Source organism: Ruegeria lacuscaerulensis (assembly GCF_013031245.1).
GTDB lineage: Bacteria > Pseudomonadota > Alphaproteobacteria > Rhodobacterales > Rhodobacteraceae > Ruegeria > Ruegeria lacuscaerulensis_C.
This window is the reverse complement of the sequence record NZ_WPZL01000009.1, coordinates 82038-99737: the sequence shown is the minus strand read 5'-3', so window position 1 is coordinate 99737 and position 17700 is coordinate 82038. Positions and strand designations below refer to the sequence as shown.

General features: G+C 54.0%; 16 protein-coding genes. 4 read left to right on the top strand and 12 right to left on the bottom strand.

Features of this window, described 5'->3' with window-relative positions:
• Positions 1-52: 52 nt before the first annotated feature.
• The 3 genes from dctP to GOX66_RS13105 are packed head-to-tail and all read right to left on the bottom strand — an operon-like array spanning position 53 to position 2848.
• A complete protein-coding gene (dctP, locus tag GOX66_RS13115; RefSeq protein ID WP_170763191.1) occupies positions 53-1042 on the bottom strand; it encodes a TRAP transporter substrate-binding protein DctP in 990 nt (329 codons plus the stop codon).
• Between the two features lie 35 nt (positions 1043-1077).
• Positions 1078-2376 (bottom strand): TRAP transporter large permease, encoded by a 1299-nt coding sequence (locus GOX66_RS13110; RefSeq protein WP_170763190.1) that lies wholly within the window; start codon positions 2374-2376, stop codon positions 1078-1080.
• The gene (locus tag GOX66_RS13105) at positions 2369-2848 is read right to left on the bottom strand and encodes a TRAP transporter small permease (protein ID WP_170763189.1); all 480 of its coding nucleotides are present in this window, start codon (positions 2846-2848) and stop codon (positions 2369-2371) included. Before GOX66_RS13105 ends, GOX66_RS13110 begins: the two co-directional genes overlap by 8 nt.
• Positions 2849-2972: 124 nt before the next feature.
• Between GOX66_RS13105 and GOX66_RS13100 the strand changes: the two genes are divergently transcribed.
• Complete coding sequence (locus tag GOX66_RS13100) at positions 2973-3893, top strand: LysR substrate-binding domain-containing protein (protein ID WP_170763188.1); 921 nt, start codon at positions 2973-2975, stop codon at positions 3891-3893.
• Between the two features lie 282 nt (positions 3894-4175).
• Here the strand turns inward: GOX66_RS13100 and GOX66_RS13095 are convergent, their stop codons facing one another.
• The 8 genes from GOX66_RS13095 to GOX66_RS13055 all read right to left on the bottom strand — a co-directional run bounded on the left by GOX66_RS13095 (position 4176) and on the right by GOX66_RS13055 (position 12395).
• The gene (locus GOX66_RS13095; protein ID WP_170763187.1) at positions 4176-5342 is read right to left on the bottom strand and encodes a 4Fe-4S double cluster binding domain-containing protein; all 1167 of its coding nucleotides are present in this window, start codon (positions 5340-5342) and stop codon (positions 4176-4178) included.
• Positions 5343-5536: 194 nt separating this feature from the next.
• The gene (locus GOX66_RS13090) at positions 5537-6841 is read right to left on the bottom strand and encodes a serine hydrolase domain-containing protein (RefSeq protein ID WP_170763186.1); all 1305 of its coding nucleotides are present in this window, start codon (positions 6839-6841) and stop codon (positions 5537-5539) included.
• Between the two features lie 406 nt (positions 6842-7247).
• Positions 7248-7925: an ankyrin repeat domain-containing protein gene (locus GOX66_RS13085; protein ID WP_170763185.1), complete on the bottom strand. Its 678-nt coding sequence runs from the start codon at positions 7923-7925 to the stop codon at positions 7248-7250.
• 382 nt (positions 7926-8307) lie between these two features.
• Positions 8308-9186, bottom strand: coding sequence for a sodium/glutamate symporter (locus GOX66_RS13080; RefSeq protein ID WP_419555559.1), 879 nt, complete (start codon positions 9184-9186; stop codon positions 8308-8310).
• Complete coding sequence (locus tag GOX66_RS26310) at positions 9149-9322, bottom strand: sodium/glutamate symporter (RefSeq protein ID WP_170763183.1); 174 nt, start codon at positions 9320-9322, stop codon at positions 9149-9151. The genes GOX66_RS13080 and GOX66_RS26310 overlap by 38 nt, the downstream gene beginning before the upstream one ends.
• Before the next feature lie 690 nt (positions 9323-10012).
• A complete protein-coding gene (locus GOX66_RS13065; RefSeq protein ID WP_214652646.1) occupies positions 10013-11182 on the bottom strand; it encodes a multicopper oxidase domain-containing protein in 1170 nt (389 codons plus the stop codon).
• A gap of 3 nt (positions 11183-11185) precedes the next feature.
• Positions 11186-11395, bottom strand: coding sequence for a multicopper oxidase domain-containing protein (locus tag GOX66_RS13060; RefSeq protein ID WP_170763181.1), 210 nt, complete (start codon positions 11393-11395; stop codon positions 11186-11188).
• A gap of 709 nt (positions 11396-12104) precedes the next feature.
• The gene (locus tag GOX66_RS13055; RefSeq protein WP_237212586.1) at positions 12105-12395 is read right to left on the bottom strand and encodes a winged helix-turn-helix transcriptional regulator; all 291 of its coding nucleotides are present in this window, start codon (positions 12393-12395) and stop codon (positions 12105-12107) included.
• A 268-nt stretch (positions 12396-12663) separates the two neighbouring features.
• Between GOX66_RS13055 and GOX66_RS13050 the strand changes: the two genes are divergently transcribed.
• A complete protein-coding gene (locus tag GOX66_RS13050; protein ID WP_170763179.1) occupies positions 12664-13428 on the top strand; it encodes a nuclear transport factor 2 family protein in 765 nt (254 codons plus the stop codon).
• Between the two features lie 222 nt (positions 13429-13650).
• Here GOX66_RS13050 and GOX66_RS13045 read toward each other — a convergent pair whose 3' ends face one another.
• Complete coding sequence (locus GOX66_RS13045; RefSeq protein WP_170763178.1) at positions 13651-14451, bottom strand: 2-keto-4-pentenoate hydratase; 801 nt, start codon at positions 14449-14451, stop codon at positions 13651-13653.
• Between the two features lie 436 nt (positions 14452-14887).
• Between GOX66_RS13045 and GOX66_RS13040 the strand changes: the two genes are divergently transcribed.
• Together GOX66_RS13040 and GOX66_RS13035 are read left to right on the top strand one after the other, a co-directional pair.
• Positions 14888-16246 (top strand): tetratricopeptide repeat protein, encoded by a 1359-nt coding sequence (locus GOX66_RS13040; RefSeq protein ID WP_170763177.1) that lies wholly within the window; start codon positions 14888-14890, stop codon positions 16244-16246.
• Positions 16247-17030: 784 nt separating this feature from the next.
• The gene (locus GOX66_RS13035; protein WP_237212585.1) at positions 17031-17675 is read left to right on the top strand and encodes a CE1 family esterase; all 645 of its coding nucleotides are present in this window, start codon (positions 17031-17033) and stop codon (positions 17673-17675) included.
• Positions 17676-17700 lie beyond the last annotated feature (25 nt).

Here is a 17700-nt window from a genome sequence, read left to right as displayed (position 1 = left end):
CCGGGGCAACCTGAAAAGGTGTCGCCCCGGATTGCATCAGACGAGAGGCCGATTACTCGGAAACCTTGTCCAGGATCGCCTGACCCCATTCCACACCCACGTCTTCTAGCACGACCGGCCAGACTTCCGCCTGAACCTTGGCCGACATCGCGGCCAGTTCCGCGTCACTCAGCGAGACGATGGTGGCACCCAGATCGGCCAGTTTCTGTTCGTTGGCCTTCTGGTCGGCTTCCGCCACGGTCCAGCGGGTCGTTTCAAATTCTGCCGCAGCCGTTTTCAGCGCGTCCTGATCCTCGGCGTCCAGGCTGGCAAGGGATTCATTCGAGATGATCATGTACCAGACCTCGAAATGGGTATTGGCCGGGATGTAGGTTTTGGTCACGTCGCGGAACGAGGCATAGTAGCCTTCGGCACCCGAGCCGATCACACCGTCAACAACGCCGGTCTGCACTGCGGTGAAGGCTTCGGAAAACGGGATAGGCGCCGGGATGTAGCCCAATGCGTCGCCGGTCAACTGAAAGCTCTTGATACCGGGCACCCGCACCTTGATGCCGTTATCGACCGACGGATCGCCCGGCGACACTGCGTCGGTGTTGAGCGCGATGCCACCAAAGTAAACCGGATAAGCGGCCAGCATGGTGATGTCCTGCTTGGCGTATAGTCCATCCATGGTTTCACGCACAACGCCGCCGGGGCCGTAGATCTCGCGTGCCTGATCCCAGTTTCCGGCGAGATAGGGGAACGAGCTGATCTGCATCTTGCGATCTGCTGCAGCGGCGGCTGGCTGGGTCGCCATGTCGACCGCGCCGACCGAGATACGTTCCTGCACTGTTGTATAGTCGCCCAACGCTGAGGCGGCATAAATTTTGACGTTGACGTCACCGCCGGTTGCTTCGCCCACGGCGGCGGCAAAGGCGTTCAGCTCGACGTCGATCGTTGTCCCTTGCGGGCGCACATGGCTCATCTTCAGATCGGCCGCCATCGCGGTGGTCGACAGCGCCATCAGCGCACCGGTTGCGGCAGTTATCATCATGCGTTTCATTGGGTTTCCTCCGTTTGGGATTAGTAGGTTCAGGATCAGTAGCCAAAGAGTCTGGGCAGGAAGAGCGACAGGTCCGGCCAGAGCGATGTCAGGAACACCACCGGCACATAACCGGTCACAATCAGGATCATCGCGGGCGGGATCACCTTGGTGACCTTCACATTGCCGATCCGTGCTCCAAGATAGAGGATCGAGGCATAGGGCGGCGTCACGCCCCCCATTGCGGTGTTGACCCCCATGATCGCGGCGAATTGCACCGGGCTGACACCAATGGCATTCATCAGCGGCAAGAGAAGCGGCGCTATCAGGATGATCGCGGTCACGTCGTTCACGACCATGCCGACCAGAAACAGCATAATGTTGATCAGGATAAGCAGCAGAATCTTGTTGTCGGTGATTTCGAAGATCGAGGCGACCAGTGCCTGCGGGATGCCTTCCATCACATACATCTGGCTCAGGATCATCGAAAACAGGATCATCAGCAGGATCGCGCCGACGGCAGTTGCGGATTCCTTACCGGCCATCAGGAAGTTTTCCCACCTGAGCCCCTTGTAGATCATAAAGCCGACAGGCAGTGCATAGATAACCGCTACAGCCGCGGCTTCGGTCGGGGTCATGATGCCGCCATAGATGCCGCCCAGGATGATTACCGGCATCAACAGAGCGGGGAAGGCGTGAACGCCGCGCTTGGCAACCTCGCTGCTGAGTTCGCTGATCGAGGGTTTTTCATCCAGTATCAGGTTGAACTTGCGCGACATCCATAGGTTCACCATCGAAAAGTTGAACATGATGAACAGACCCGGCCCAAGCGTCGCTAGGAAACAGGCGAGGATTGAGGTGTCAGTGACCCAGCCGTAAATGATCATGGTGACCGAGGGCGGGATCAGCAAACCAAGGATCGAGGAATTGGCAATCAGTGCGGTCGCGTATTCGCGGGGATAGCCGCGCTTTTCCATTTCCGGGATCAACAGCGGTCCGATCGCCGCGATGCCGGTTAGGCCGGACCCCGAGATCGCCCCGATCACCGCGCAGCTGACGGCCGCCACGACACCCAGACCGCCCCGTACATGGCCGATAAAGGCACTGACAAAACGTAGCAGAGAGGCGGCGATACCGCTTTCACTCATGATGGATCCGGCCAGAACAAATAGCGGAATGGCCAGCAAAATCGGGTTTCCAAGTTGCTGGAACCCCCAGAGCATATTGCCCTTCATGGTGGCGCCACCGATGAAATACATCACCATCAGCGCACCGCCGAAGCAATAGGGCAACGGCACCCCGAGGGTCAGCAGGATCACTAGAACAGCGACGGCAAGCAGGGCGACTTCAACCAAGGTGAATCTCCTCGTCAGTATCGTATCCAAGAATGTGGCGGGCCAGATGGATCGCTGTGTAGATCATCATCAGCGCCAGACCGATGGTCAGAGCCACCTCGGCATAAAATGTGGGAATGTAGAGCGTCGGGCTCTCTTTCCAGACGCGCCAGGAATAGCGGGTGAATTCCCACGACCAACTCAGCAGCCATAGCCCGACAATCAGACTGATCACTTCGCCGATAATCGCCAGAATGACGTGCTGGCGCGGCGTTTTCAGGAAGATCTCAAGTACATTTGCACGGATATGGGTATTTTCCCGCGAGGCGTTTACCGCCCCAAGGACGTAGAGCCACAGCGCCGGGTAGGCCATGGTTTCCTCAAGGCCCATCACCGGTATTTGCAGCACATAGCGGGTGATGACCTGAACAAACTGGCCCAAGGCCACGATGCAAATGATGCTGGTCAGCAGGTATTTTACGAAACGCTCCATTTCCCCCCTCGCGACGTGATTGTCCGTCGTCGCAATACCTACTTTCTCGTCTTCCATAGAAGCAAATTGGAAATTACGTTATATCCATAGTTTGCCTCTATGGACTGCAACGGGACGCAACCTCATGAACCTGACAATCCGTCAACTCACGACATTTCGCGAAGTGCTCCGCACTGGGTCCATTTCCGAAGCCGGGCGCACGCTCGGGCGCACGCAACCATCGGTCAGCGCGATGATTGCGGGCCTGGAGAATGAGATCGGATTTCGACTGTTCGAACGAGAGCATGGTCGGCTGACACCGACGCCCGAAGCGCATTATTTTCTGGAAGAGGCCGAGGCCGTCCTGTCGCGGCTTACACAGTCCACGAACACTTTACAGGAAATATCGAACCTGAAGCGTGGGCGCCTGCGCGTCGCTTGCCACCCAGCCGCATCAGGGTTCTTCATGCCAAGTGTTCTCGGCCAGTTTTTACAAGACAAGCCCGCTATCAAGGCCTCGTTGATGATGCGCTCATCCAAAGTCATCGAGGAACTGATCGCCTCGCAGCAATACGATCTCGGGTTTACCGAAACACCTGAGCCACGAAAATCAATTCATCAGAAGGATTTCGACCTGGAGTGCCTTTGTGCCATGCCCTCTTCGGACCCGCTGGCTGCAAAATCCCTGATTTCAACAGAAGACCTGGATGGCGCAAATCTGGCAACGCTTTTCTCAGAGCATCCGACATTCCTTCAGACATCCGCGGCCTTCAAGAACACTGGAAAAAGTTTTGAGCGCAGGTTCGAGTTGCGGACATTCTTACCGGGATTACAGTTTGTCAAAGCGGGCCTGTGCTATTTGATTTGTGATTTGATTACAGCTTTTAGCTGCAACGATCCCCTGCACGGTACCGGTGGTATCGTATTTCGCCGCTTTAGCCCGAGAATCAGCAGCAGTGTTTCAATTCTCACCCCCGCACATCGCCCGGCGTCTCTGATAACTCAGAATTTCGGCCAGAAACTGGGTGATGACATACACGCAATGAAAGCAAACATTCTGCCGTGAGTTCGGTTCCACACCAAAGCAATGGCAAGTTCCACAACCGAGCTTTGGTGCAGCCGTAGCGAAAGTCTGCTTCGTTGCGCATTCTGTGAGTTCGCCGACCCGTGAACTTTGCCTGTGCAGCGAATGTCTGGAAAGCGGGCTGCGACCGCAGCATCGCGAAAATCGGACGAAGGTCCGGAAAGGGCCGTCCCCGAAGAACTGTCAGGGCTGTTGATGAAACCGCTCGCGGCTGGAAAGAAATCCATGCATGGATTTATGCTGAGGCCTCAATCAAGATTGAGGTTACGAGCTTTGCCACCAATCGGCGGGCTTGGTGCGTTTGCCGCGTTTACGGTCGAGCCAGAGTGCAACTTTGCGAAAGGGTGAGAACGCCAACTTCAACCAAAGACGGTGGCGCCATCGCGTGAAGTCGCGGTTGAATGGGCAGACGCGCATGCAGATGGCACAGTCAGAGGACAGATTGGCCCAGAACCCGAAGCACTTGGCTGCGTCGGAGGTCCACTTGCGCACACCCTTGATGGCCGATGGGTTCTCGGTGGTCTCAGGCGGTCCATAAGGGAGCGCTTTGACGGGACAGGCATCTGAGCATTTGGTGCAGATGCTACAGAAAGCACGTACGCCCAATGGCCTGGGTGGATCATGCGCCAGCGGAAGGCTGGTGAAAATCTTGGAGAACCGCAAGCGCGGCCCGTATTCAGGTGTTATCACCATCTGGTTGCGGGCATATTCGCCCAATCCCGCTTTGATTGCGTAAGGGATCACGAGACCGGTGTCGTTCATTGAGGCTGAGGCCTCATAGCCCAGATTCCGGATATAGGCCGCAAGCTGCATCACGATGCTGGCCTCGTGGGAGTATTCGCGCCCAGTGGCGGCACCAGCAAGAGCGGAAGGGTAGGTGGCAACGAGGTCCTCGTCCATCTGATGACCCAACACAATGACAGACGTCATACCCACTGGCAGGTCGTTGGGCGCGTCGGAGAAGTCACGGGTGTCAACGCGCGTTGAATAGAGCCAGCGGTCGTCCATATCGGTGATGCCGCAGAGATCGGCACCAAAGAACTTGGCGATGCGTTTGATTTCCCTGGCCATCGCGGTGGGATCGTCTACCGGTTGCTGTGTCAGGGCGACGGGTGTGTCATTGTCGATGGTGGCCTGGAAGCCTTCGCGCTTGCCGGTCTCGCCACCTCTTTCAGAGATCAAGTCTGAAATCAGCCAAGAGGCGTTTCTAAGCGCGAAATCGCGTTGGGTGAACCCATCACCACGACGGGGGGTAGCCTCCATCCTGTACGAGGCAAAGAAGGCGTCGGTCTGTTTGCTGCGGATACGCTCATCCCAGAAGGCCCGTGTAAAAATGTCATTGCGCTGGCTGAACCGTTCGAACTCGTCCGTGACATCAATGCCTGCAGCAGCGTCGTCCGCTCGTTGGGGATGGTTGGAGGGATAGCTCATGGGGAGACGATGCGATGAGGTGAGGCAGTTGTCAAAGGGCAGGAGACTCGATCTCAGGTGCCTCCAATTGGGGTGTTGTCACGTTAATTGTTGTTCGAATGCTCGTGTCCGAAATGGGACGTATGTGACATTGACGAAGTCATCGACTTTAGTTCCCTCGTTTCTTGCCGCCCATGCCCTGCTAACCGCTATTGCTACTTGCCGAAAAATCCCGACTTTGCGATTGGCCTCAGATATCTTTGCAATCCTTGTGATTGATCGGTGGAGAAGTAGGCAATGACAAGGTCACGTTGCGGCGACACATAAATGCCCTGAGTATTGAGGCCGGACTTGAACAGATCACCATCCTCAAAGATGGCGTCCCATTGACGAGCACCGGTCCGAATCGTTTCGTCAGCCAGTCGCTCAATGTAGGGCCTTCCAGTGCCTTCGAGATAAAAGTCTCTGGTGCGGGGTGTGTTCTGGGTTCTGTCGAGTATGGCCGGCGACACAATTTGCTCAATCGATGACTTGTGCCAGCTGGGGGTGTAGAGCAGACCGACCCGCGCCATGTCCCGCAAATTCGATGAAACCGGACCGTGAACAATCGCGATTCCATCCGGTGACAGGTGCACTTGCAACGGTCCCTCGACGCCCATTTTCGACCAGACCCGTTCTTCGAAAAAGTCTGACCAGGACTTGCCCGAAACCGCCTCGACGAGAAAGACCAAGGCTTGGGTGGTTACCGAAGAATAAACCCAGCTCTTACCCGATGGCTCGATCCGTTCAGCATCCACCATTACATCCAGCATGTACTCTACTTTACCGTCGCGCTCCTCACCAAGCTCGGCGCGGAACAGGCGTGCTATGACCGAGTTGGGGTCCAGACGGCTTTCACCGTCGTCCGAAACATCGAGTCCGGCAGACATATCGAGTGCATCGACCACTTTGACATTTTCCCATTCAGTACCCCTGAATTCCGGAACATATGTTCCCAGCGGCTGATCTTCGTCGATCAGCCCGTCATCGATTAGCAGGTCGACAGCAAGAGAGGCCAGTATCTTGGCATTGGATGCCCAGAAATGCGGATCGAGCTCACGCATGCCGGGATAGGACTCGTATACGATCCTGCCCTTGTGCAAGACGATGAAACCTTGCGCATAGCTCTCGGGGTGTCGAAGATACTCGTCAAGCGTCATCGTCCCGAGGGCTGTCTCTGCGCTGACATTTCCAACACCGGGGATTGCCGCCTTCGATAATTCCATGATGGGCTGACGCCGGACCAGTATGGCTGTCTTGTTGGTCTGCGACGCATAGCGGTGGTACCAGAGCGCAGCCGGTGAACCGGTTACAAGCGCCTCGATATTAAAGTTGCGCAGGTAATCGAGTGTTTCCTTTTCCGACCACCCCTCAAGGGCCTTCGACACGGGGTCAGGTTTGGGCCTCTCTTGCGCCTGCGCCTGTTGTACAGCCCCGATACTCAACGCAAGGCAAACAATGGCGGTTGCGATTTGTTTCATCATGTATTTCCTGTACTTCACGGCAACAATGCGATTGAGCTTTGATAACAGACTGTCAGTGTTGAAGTTCTTCAATACGGCCAGTACCAAGCGTTGGTTTTCAGACAATTGTTGCTGTCCAAATGTTTGCAAAACTAAGCGAACCATAGAAATTCAACGGCTGAATAACAATGCAGGAGATTGACAAAGTCGATCCTGCGTCCTGGCTTGCCAAGGTGAAAAGAGCTGACGCATACACGGAAAAGGGCTGGCTCTAACACGTAGAGCAGAAACGTCCGTAAATGTCCGCACAACAGGAGCTTATAGGTTCTCAAAATTGCGCATGCAGCGAATGTCTGTAAAACGGGCTGCTGAAGCAGCATACAGACGTGGTGCTCAATGTCTGGAATGGTCCGACTATGTGATCTTACTGATCTCCAAGCCGGAGCCGGTTTGCCATCTTGGTAAATCCGCGACTTTCAGCGTGTTGAAGCGGGGTGACACCGTCTCGGTCAGCGATTTTTCGGTCCGCCCCTGCCGTTAATAGAGCGTCTAGCACGGCTTGGTGGTCCTTTCCCCCGTCGCCCAAAACCACTGCTTCAATGACCGCCGTCCAGTGCAGGTTGTTAACATGATTGAGTGGCGCGCCAGCAGTGATCAGTCGCCGGACAACTTCGACATGGCCCAGATGCGCCGCAGCGATAAGTGCCGTTCCCTCATAGGGGCTGGTTGTGAGGCCTGGGTCGTTGCCAAGCTCGATGGCCAGCGACATCAATTCGGGATCGTCTGCCACGGCTGCAATCGTGACCACATCGTAAGCCTGACCTTCAAGTGCGTTCATGTCTGCCCCGGCTTCAGCCAACACTCTTAGGGCCTCGTCCTGAGAGGCAAAGGCGGCCACGTGAACCGGTCTGCGGCCACGGGCGTCGCGAGCGTCGACGTCAGCACCGTCCGCCACGAGCCGCCGAATTCTGTCGACATCACCGTCATGAGCCGCTTTGAAAAGCACGTCATAATTGGCGACCTCACGTGCCGAGGGCGCCACCTGTGCCATCCCCGCCGTGGCGAGGCCAACCAGGAGTGTGAGGAGCGCGAAGCGAGCCATTTTGAACTCTTTCTTCTGACCGAATGGTTCAGGTTCGCCAGACTAACTCACGAACCGGGTTGCCGAACAAGTATACACAAATAGCTGCAAAGCGCACGAACGACCATTTTGGGATGTCGCCAGGTGCTCTTTGGAAGTCGCCGAAAGTCCGGTGAGGGTCGCCCTTAACTGAGTGAGACGGGTCTGCCGACAAGATGCCGCGCTTGCTCCTATTTCAGCAGAGAACTCCAAGCGGTCGGGCCGATCAAGACATGTCCTGCAAACGCCGCTACGGCATGGCTTGCGCGAACGACCCTGATCTGACCCTTCTGCCAACTCAGATAACGTCCGGCCTAAGCCAGACCTTCAATTCGTCAGTACCCTTTCTATCACAAGGTCACTCTCAACTGAGTATCTGGATAAAAAGCTGAGTTATGATCGGATTTGTCAAATCCACAACAAAGGCGCCTATTAACGGGATTACCAGCAGTGCATGAGGTACGGCGCCGTAGGTCTTTTCAGCAGCTGAAATATTGGCAAGCCCAGTGGATGTCACACCAAGAAAAAAGCCAACAAACCCGGATGCCATTGCCGCACTTTCGTAATCAGATCCCATTAACCGAAACAGGATTATCCCGGCAAAAGCGACGGCTAAGAATGTTTGAACCGCAATTATCAAGAAAATTCCGGGCTCGACAGCAGCCAAAGTCCACAATTGCACGGCCATCAATGTCATCACCAGCGAAAGGCCAATTGAAAGTTCTGAAACCAAGGCCATGCTTCTTGATTGGATTGGCTTGGGGAACTCCAGTTTTCGGAACACCAATGGTCCCAGATTGATGACCAATATTCCACCGATGAGGCATGCGGCAAATGTCGGAAGTTTGAAGTTAACCAGTTCAAGCAAATAATGGATTCCCGTTCCTATGCCGATTGTGATGGCAATCGTCAGAATGGTGCGCAACATAATGTCGTAGGATATTTTCACCTCCGTTTCAGAATGCGCAGTGCCGATGCTCAAAATCGAATCTGCGTCGGGTGTCAGCTTGTGGCGCGTTACCAGTCGCGCAGTGACTGGCCCGCCCAGAACACCACCAAGCACGATCCCGACAGTGGCAAATGCGATCCCGACTTCGCTGGCTGAAGCGATACCGTAATCCTTCTCGAAAACGGAAGCCCAGGCTGCTGCGGTTCCGGGCCTCCAGCCATCGAAACAGATCCGCCCAACAAACCGATCAAGGGATCTAAGCCGTAATGTAGGCGACAAGCCCCCCGGCCACATTTTGAATGATAATGAACACCTCTGCCGCCACCGCAAAAATGGCAAATAGTTTTCCACCTTTGAGGATTGTTTCAAATGTTGTGGAGAGGCCAAGTGCCGTGAAAAAGACAATAAGGAGCTCATCTCGCAAATCCATGTCGAACTTGAACTCAAAGCCAAGGGCGAATTAGACCGCGGCCAGAAAGATCGATACAGCAAGGCGTCCGGTTATCGGATCTAGAAAATTTAGCTTTCGCAGAATTTCAATTTTGGCGTTTACATACATCCCAAAATACAGCGCGAGAATGGCAATTATTATCGCTTGACGACCATCAATAGCTATCGGGTCCATCCCAATTTCCCTCCCCTTGTGGACGACACATGGATGACAAACCTGTATGTCGCCTCTGTTCTTTGTAAACGCGTACAGCTTCTGGAAGTGGATGGTTTGACTTCTACAATATGCTTTGGGTCACCCCATAAACCGTTACATGGAATCTGCCGCAGCTCAGAAGTGGTCTTGGCGTCTATGTTGGCCGTGCTTGGATCAGATTTTATCGCCCTTATGCGCACGGAAACACAGGTGGTTCACTGGAAACGTCTCCCAGAAGATGGACGTTAGCGCATTCCAACACGAAAGTCAGGTTTCTGATAATGCTGTCTTAAGCCAAGCCAAAAAACCTAAGACGATCCAACTGCAGCCAATGGCAGCTTTGTTGCGCGACGCGTGAGTTCACCAGCCTCAAAATGTTGTACCTACGTCGAATGTCCGAAATGCGGGCTGCATCCGCAGAAATCAAACGTCGTACAAAAGGTCGGCTATGGGCCGAACGGAGAACCAACCAAGTCAGCTAACGGTAAACTGGGCCATCATGCCAGAGTCTTCGTGTTCGAGTATATGACAATGCGTCATGTAGGGCGTTCGGACTTCGGCAGCGTGCGGGAAATTGACCAGGATCTCGGCAACGCCCCCCTTTGAGATGGCGACGGTATCTTTCCAACCCGCCAGATGGGCAGACGGGGGATTGTCATCCATGGAGAGCACCCGGAACTGACATCCGTGGATGTGAACAGGATGCAACATGGCATCGCTGTTCTCATCGATCCGCCACCGCAACAACGTGTTCTGTTTCACCGAGAATGGCTTGGAGTCAAGCGCGAAGGATGACCCGTTGACACCGTTGGCGGTTGACCGTTCTGCTTGGGACAATGTTGGTCCATCCACAATCACCTCAGTCAATTTTTTAGCCACCGACGCGTCGGCCGAACCGTCCTTCAGTTTTTTCAAACCGGCTTTCATCAAGGCGCCCATGCCTTCGTCGTCACGGTTCATATTCCTGGTTAACGACTGACTCAGGGGCGGCGGCGTTGTCGGAATCGACGGCAGTGTAACCAGTGCGTCTGGCAACAATCCGGCACCTTCTGCTCCTGTGGGATCGATGGTGATCAGCGGCAAGGATGTATCAAATGGCGGCAACCGCATGATTGGCTGATCAACTGGCAACGTCACAAGATCAAACGATTGCCCGTCTCGCGCGTCCACGAGTACCTCAAAACGTTCTCCGGCATGGACGAGAAGCTCTTTCATCGAAACGGGATGTTCGAGGAGCCCACCGTCAGACCCTATGACATGGATCGAACGGTTGTCCGAAGCGGCCAGCCGATAGCTCCGCCCATTCGACCCATTGAGAATACGTAAACGAAGCCATCCCTGCGCAGTTTTGGCAATTGGATATGTAGACCCATTTACCAAAGCTGTGTCGCCGACGTAGCCAACAGTCACTGCTGCGAGATTGAAGCGATGAAAAAAGGATCCATCCGGCTTGAAACGCCGGTCCTGAATGATCAGCGGAATGTCGTCGACGCCCCAGCGCGACGGCAATCCCAGACCATCACTTTCCTCGTCGCTCACGATAAATAATCCAGCGAGTCCCTTGATCACCAGTTCGGCAGTTGCGGGATAAATGTGAGGATGGAACCAAAGCATCGCCGCCGGCTGATCAACAGTGAGTGGCACGCGTCAGGTATCGGCCGGTTGAATGATCTGATGCGGACCGCCATCGGCATCGCCGGGTATTATCAGACCATGCCAGTGGACTGTGGTCGGCTCAGGCAGCGCGTTCTTAACATGCATCACTACATCGTCGCCGCGGCGAAGGCGCACCGCCGGCCCGAGGAATGGCCCGTTGAAGCCATAAGTAGGCGTCAGGGCCCGGCTGCCAAATTGCATTGTTCCCGGTTGCGCTGTCAGATGTATCTCTCCTTTTCCATCGCTGAAAAGCTCCGGCGGAATCTGGAGTTGCGGTCGGGTATCAGCGGCAGCCAAATGGGACGCCATGGGTAACAGTGCACTTGCGCTACAAGCTGCGCCGCCGGCGACAAATGATCTGCGTGTCGGTGTTATAGGCATTTTGCGTCACCCTTTTTCTGCGGGTGTTCTGTGACAGCACAGGGAACACCCCTGAGGTTTGATATTGCAATCTATCTGGGTGGCTGCTTCGTCGAAGGGCGTCCAAATTGGCGGTTTCCAACTTCTTGAGCCAAATCCACCTGAGGGGTCATGCCAAATCCAGCAACCCCTTCGAGATCAAGTATGAAGCATTCCAACCAATATGCAAATCGGGTTGGTTTGCGGCCCTCTGGATGGATGGGCTCGTTAATCCGATCCGTTGCGCAGACAGTGAGTTCGAGGGAACCTGGATCATGCAGCCGCGGCGAAAGTCCGGTCTGGAGAAGCTGCACCGCGGCGCTTGACTACATCGGTTGTGGCCGATTTGGGCCGTTCCACGCCTGAGCGGTGCGGGGCACTCGAAAAGATGCCGCGATCGCTCCGGCGACAACATCGAGCCCAAAGTCACAGATGCTGCGCCAGGCGCGAATGGCTTCGATGCGGGACAAAGCCGCCGTCCGACCTGGTCAACCTTAAGTCCTCTTTGAGGTCAACTCGCCTGCTCACGATCAAATTGCATTCTAAATTGTCTGACTTCATCCATCTGTTCATGCGACCAGAAGACGAGCGGCTTTAGAATCTCGAGTAAGCTACGGCCCAAAGGCGTCAATTCATAGGACACAGCTACTGGGGGTCCGGGATCGACGGTGCGGGTCAAGTACCCGTCGCGCTGCAATCCACGCAGGTTTTCGGTTAGCACACTTTGCGTGACGTCTCCGATGCAGCGCTTGAGGTCGCCAAAGCGTTTCGGCTCATCCTCCAGCGCGAGGATGATGATCATCCGCCATTTGCCCGTAACGTTGGAAAGCACGGAACGGATGGAGCAGTTGGAAGCTTCTGCTTTGTTTGCAACACCTATTGGTAGCATCTCAGTCTCTGGTATTGTTTCGCAACTGCATGACACAGTAGCGCCCCATCAATTCCTACGCAACTCCCTGACTATTATGGGAGTAGTGTTGAGCATACTAAGTCAGTTCAAAGTACGTAATTGCAATGTGGTATGATTTTGCTACCACGTATCGAGAGGATACGAATCAAAGGATAAATCCATGTCTCCTAAAGAACTTGTAATCGCGCTCTTCACCGCTGCCTTTGCCGATCACGACCCGGAAGCTGCGCGGCAACTCGTTACGCCGGATTACATTCAGCACAACCCACAGATCCCGACCGGAGCCGACGGGTTGGTTGGCCTGATACCTTTGGTCGAGCAATCCGGAATGACCGGCACCACCCATCGCGTCATCGCCGAAGGCGATATGGTCGTATTGCACAGCACTTTTGAAAATGCAGATGCGTTTGGCGCACCTACCCTTGCAGCATTCGACATATTCAGGGTGGAGGACGGCAAAGTCGCCGAGCATTGGGACAATTTGCAGCCGGTTCCGGAAACAACGGTCTCTGGCCGTGGTATGACCGATGGACCAACCGAGATCACCGATCTCGACAAAACGGAAGAAAACAAGGCGTTGGTTCTCGGTTTTGTGCGCGATGTCTTGGGTGGTGCCGCACCAGAGAAAGCCCCTATGTATTCCGAGGTCTACATGCAGCACAATCCAATGCTTGCAGATGGGATAGATGGGCTGATGGAGGGCACCAAGGCCTGGGCTGAACAGGGCAATGTGATTACAAAGTTTGAGCCTCAGATTGTTGTAGCAGAAGGTAACTTCGTCTTTGTCGCTTCAGATGCCACCGTCAGTGAGAAACCTTGGGCCTTCTTCGACCTATGGCGTGTTGAGGGTGGCAAGATTGTCGAGCATTGGGACGTTGTTTCGCCCACCCCTGCGGAAATGGTGCATGGGAACGGCAAGTTCTGAGTTTTGAGGAAAATGGCGGGCCAGCAATTTCTGACCCGCCAGCCCAAAACTGACGCTCGGACAGAGCGCAGTATCGAACATTTCGGGCTCGCGTGACACCTTAGCTACGATCTGCACCAAGGGCCGATCTCGGATGGATCGACTTTCGCTGCACGTCGTATGAAATGGTAAGGCGCGGACAGTCCGGACCTCGGGCAAAGGTATCTGCCGTTAGTGGCGACTTCAGGCTTCGAAACGCAATTCTATGTCTTCAAGTGGAATATCTTGAACCATTGTTTTCCAAGTCTGACCTGCCAATGTTGGCATTGCGAGAGTGAGCGTTCCGGTCGAAACGATTTCACCGGCACCAAGTGGCGGATTGTGCGGATCGTCCGCCAGCAGGCGCACGAGATGATGCAACGCACAAAACGGACTGCCGAGAACCAATTCGCCTCCTCCGGATTGGCGCAATTGCCCGTCGCAGAATAGTTCCGCCTTGAATGAAGAAAGCTCTCGTAGCCATGCCTCCTTTCTCGGTGCGACCATGTGTCGATTACCAATAGAAAGCATGCCATGAAGCGCATTTGCGGCGATAGTATCGGCCGCACCGAATTTCCAGTCAGCAAAGATCGACTGAACAATCTCATAGCCGAGTGAAATCCAGTCGATGCAATCGATCAGCTCTTCTTCGTTCATACTTGGATGCGGAGCCGCCCCAAGGCCGACTATTATCTCAGGTTCGATTTTGGGTTCCGCGAAATTCGATACGCTCACAGTCTGCTTGTCTGCGAGTTCGAAAGTGGTCCTGTCGGTGCAATACCCCCAGATAGGAGCTCGTACACCGAATTCTTCCCACATGTCGCGGTTAGTGAATCCGATTTTACGACCGGTTATTCTGTCACCTCGCGCTTCGAACATCGAGCGAAGTTGTGCCGTAACCAGATAAGCGTCGGGAATACTTAACTCTGATGAAGACGTCGAAAATAAACCAACCTGTCTGTGATCGTTCAGGGCAGTCAAGACGGTTTCGGCGGTCTCGTTCATCCCGTTCCCAGTCCTTGAAAATCTTCGAAAGACATTAGCAGAAAACCAAAGAAATTTCGACACGAGTTACGGGATGGCGCGTAGACCAACGCCCGCTTTGGGCTCTTGAGCCGCCCATCGCCCATGCAGAGATCCACGTGCCGGGGCGCTATGAGACCGGCCATTTGCCAAGTTCACACGCATTCTGGCGAAACATCTGCCATTGCTCGGGTTTCCCAAGCTATCGTGGTGATCACGTGTCGTTCGCTATCTGACAGCGGGCATTCTGGCAGGAGGCGGCGAATCAACGCTTGAGCCCATTTTGACCGATGCTGCAATTTGGACAAACGTCCGATATAGAGACGCTTCAAACGTGTTGCCTTACTTCAGCCATACATTCCACGCATCACTGCACTGAAAGCTGCCTTTCCCTTAAAAAACTGATGTCTCAAACAAAATGATTTTACGTAACAAAATTCGGTTGCTCGCCCTTGTTGTAGCTGCGTGTGCAGTTGGGTTGATCATCTATACGCAGATCAAAGTGATCTCGCTCAAGGAAGTGGATTCCAAAGTAATTGAATGTGAACGCGCGCAAGATTCGGGCATGGAGATCAAAAGGTGCAGGGAAGCGCTGGAGACACTTAACAAGGCGATATCCTATTATGCAGAAGATGAGAATGTCGATGCTCTGTTGAGAGACAGGGCATGGGTTAAGACATTGTTGGATGATCTCGATGGCGCGATGGCTGACACGAATAACGCTCTTGCGCTCGACCCAAACTCAGCTTGGGCATGGTATTGGCGAGGGCGCTTAAACATGCTGACCGGCGACATGGAAAGCGCCATCGCAAATTTTCGACAGTCGTCGAAAGTTAATCCTCTTTATTGCCCGACGAATACCCGAATACGCAGAATGACGCATGTATTCTATAAACTTGGAACAAAAGGCCCATCGGTACTGGATGAGACTATAGACAAATTGCGGTATGCCGACCCTCGTAATCTGAACCTGGTCTTTGCAAAGTATTTGGCAGACTCGCCCGATGGACCATACAGCGCGGCACATCACGTCCTGGATATAATGATACAATCCACAAATCGCCCTGAGCACCTGATGCTACAACGTGCGAGGATTTATGAACGGACAGAGGAATATGAGAAGGCACTCGTTGACCTCGAAGACATTGCTAAAGATCCAGAGTTTTATGAGCACCTCGGCGGCAAACTAAGAGCGCGAATAAAGGAGCTAAAGGCGGCAGGTAATTCATGCGCCGCTGAAGAGTTCAGCCTTCGTAACGTGCAAATCCCGTTTGTGTACAAAGATGCTTTAAAGCTGAAAATCGACGTGCTTAGCCATATGACGAACTGGGGTAGCGCTTTAGCGTCTGCGGATGAACTTATTGCATACCGGCCCCGTGCACATATGAATTGGACCAAGAGGGGAAAAATTCTCGAACAGCTTGGTCGCGTGGAAGAAGCCAAAATGAGCTATAAGGAGGCCATCCGTTTGGCAAGGCCCGAGAATTACGATGCATCCAATGGAACTTCTCCGCCGCTCATCGAGGCTTTGTTTCGCCTTGCAGCCATCTACGAAGAAGAGGGGCGGTCGGCCGAAGCGCAGGCTATATGGGATGAGTCGCTATCGATAGCCGACAACAGTGTGATCTGGGATGTTCAGGAACTGATGAAAAATGCAGGTCACTATATCGGCGAAAGAACCGACTTTTATGATCCAGAAACCAAATCTGCGGTACACGCCTGTTTGAACGATACTACTTGCAAGTGGGAGAGTATCGGGGGCTTAGAGTTACGTTAGCAAAAGCTTTTGAGCATTTCCGAAAAACGACAAAGCAGTCGTCCACTGACTGGCGGTGAAAGTTAACTTTGTCCGCAGACGGTGAGTTCATTGGTGCCGAGATTGTGCGCTCGCGGCGAATGTCTCTTATGACGGGCCGCGTCGCAGCATTGAGAGTGGGTGTTGGATGGCGGCTCTGGGCTGTGTCACGGCAGAGAACCTTCAATCAGCCATCTCGCGACACCGGCAGAAATGTCCGAATATCTCCTGGGCGCCGGTTTCAATATTCTCCAGGAATCGGATTCAACCTTGGAGAGCTTCCGCTGGCTTGAAAACAGAGCAGCTAATCCAAAACCGTCCAAGAGTTTGCCCGTCACAACACAATTGCTATTCGGAGCCGCGTCTCGGGATATGGTACAAAATCAGTTGCTGGGGCTTTGGAGCGTCGGATGCTAACCTATTCGTTCATTTGCGAGGCGTGAAGCCAAGCCGTAAAACCAGCATAGATTTGCGTTCCGCATATTGTAGAGACAGCAGCGCTGAATTCTGTACCAACTCCGTATCAGTAAAATCGGTGCTGTATTATGGTATTGTCAGGCATTGGAGGCGAACAGATATGATCCATAGGGTAACAGCCTGTTTGTCTATGTTATTGATTTCCGGGCAGGCCCTTGCGCTTGATTGCGGCGAAGTATCCAAACCCTGCAAAATAGACACTGGTGAGTACCATATCGCCCTTCCAGTTGAATGGCGGGGCGGGCCAGTCGTGATACACTTGCATGGTTATGGCGGGTCCGGAGCAAAGGTGCTTAAAAACAAGCAGTTCGTCGAAGCATTCACCGCGCGGGGTTATGCGTTTGTGGCGCCCACCGCTCTGCCATGGCTGGAAAGCAAACCCGCCGATTGGTCGGTTCGGGATGGGTGGATTACCTATCCCCGCTCTGATGTCAGGTTTCTCCGTGACGTGCTGGCGGATGTCGTGATCCGTGCAGACGTTAATCCGGACCAGGTGTTACTGACAGGGTTCTCACGAGGTGGTTCCATGGTGTGGGAAGTTGCGTGCCTCGCACCAGATCTGGCGCGCGGCTATGCCCCTGCTTCCGGTGGCTTCTGGCTCCCAATGACCCAAAAGTGCCTCGGGCCAGTTCACATGCTTCACACACACGGTTTCACTGACAAGGTTGTGCCGCTTGAGGGCAGATCAATACACAATGAAGAATTTGATGTCACCATTACCCAGGCCGATATCTGGGAGGGTCTTGCGTTATGGCGCCGAAGAAACGAATGCCAACACAACGCGGCAGAAAACGAAGTGACAGCCAATCTCTGGCGCAAGCGGTGGGAATGCGAACACGGTAGTCTTGAACTCTTTTTGCACGACGGCGGGCACGGCTACCCAAAAGAATGGGGTACGATGACGCTCGACTGGTTCGAAAGCATGGAAAATTGACGAACCACCGAAATCACAATGGTCG

What these genes read in the sequence shown, in the direction of transcription:
- GOX66_RS26310 (WP_170763183.1), bottom strand. Translation starts at nt 9,322, where the DNA reads ATGGATTTGCGAGATGAGCTCCTTATTGTCTTTTTCACGGCACTTGGC.
- GOX66_RS13060 (WP_170763181.1), bottom strand. Translation starts at nt 11,395, where the DNA reads ATGCAATTTGGCAGCCGGGCCCTGACGCCTACTTATGGCTTCAACGGG.
- GOX66_RS13100 (WP_170763188.1), top strand. Translation starts at nt 2,973, where the DNA reads ATGAACCTGACAATCCGTCAACTCACGACATTTCGCGAAGTGCTCCGC.
- GOX66_RS13045 (WP_170763178.1), bottom strand. Translation starts at nt 14,451, where the DNA reads ATGAACGAGACCGCCGAAACCGTCTTGACTGCCCTGAACGATCACAGA.
- GOX66_RS13040 (WP_170763177.1), top strand. Translation starts at nt 14,888, where the DNA reads ATGATTTTACGTAACAAAATTCGGTTGCTCGCCCTTGTTGTAGCTGCG.
- GOX66_RS13090 (WP_170763186.1), bottom strand. Translation starts at nt 6,841, where the DNA reads ATGAAACAAATCGCAACCGCCATTGTTTGCCTTGCGTTGAGTATCGGG.
- GOX66_RS13080 (WP_419555559.1), bottom strand. Translation starts at nt 9,186, where the DNA reads ATGTGGCCGGGGGGCTTGTCGCCTACATTACGGCTTAGATCCCTTGAT.
- GOX66_RS13085 (WP_170763185.1), bottom strand. Translation starts at nt 7,925, where the DNA reads ATGGCTCGCTTCGCGCTCCTCACACTCCTGGTTGGCCTCGCCACGGCG.
- dctP (WP_170763191.1), bottom strand. Translation starts at nt 1,042, where the DNA reads ATGAAACGCATGATGATAACTGCCGCAACCGGTGCGCTGATGGCGCTG.
- GOX66_RS13050 (WP_170763179.1), top strand. Translation starts at nt 12,664, where the DNA reads ATGTCTCCTAAAGAACTTGTAATCGCGCTCTTCACCGCTGCCTTTGCC.
- GOX66_RS13105 (WP_170763189.1), bottom strand. Translation starts at nt 2,848, where the DNA reads ATGGAGCGTTTCGTAAAATACCTGCTGACCAGCATCATTTGCATCGTG.
- GOX66_RS13055 (WP_237212586.1), bottom strand. Translation starts at nt 12,395, where the DNA reads ATGATCATCATCCTCGCGCTGGAGGATGAGCCGAAACGCTTTGGCGAC.
- GOX66_RS13095 (WP_170763187.1), bottom strand. Translation starts at nt 5,342, where the DNA reads ATGAGCTATCCCTCCAACCATCCCCAACGAGCGGACGACGCTGCTGCA.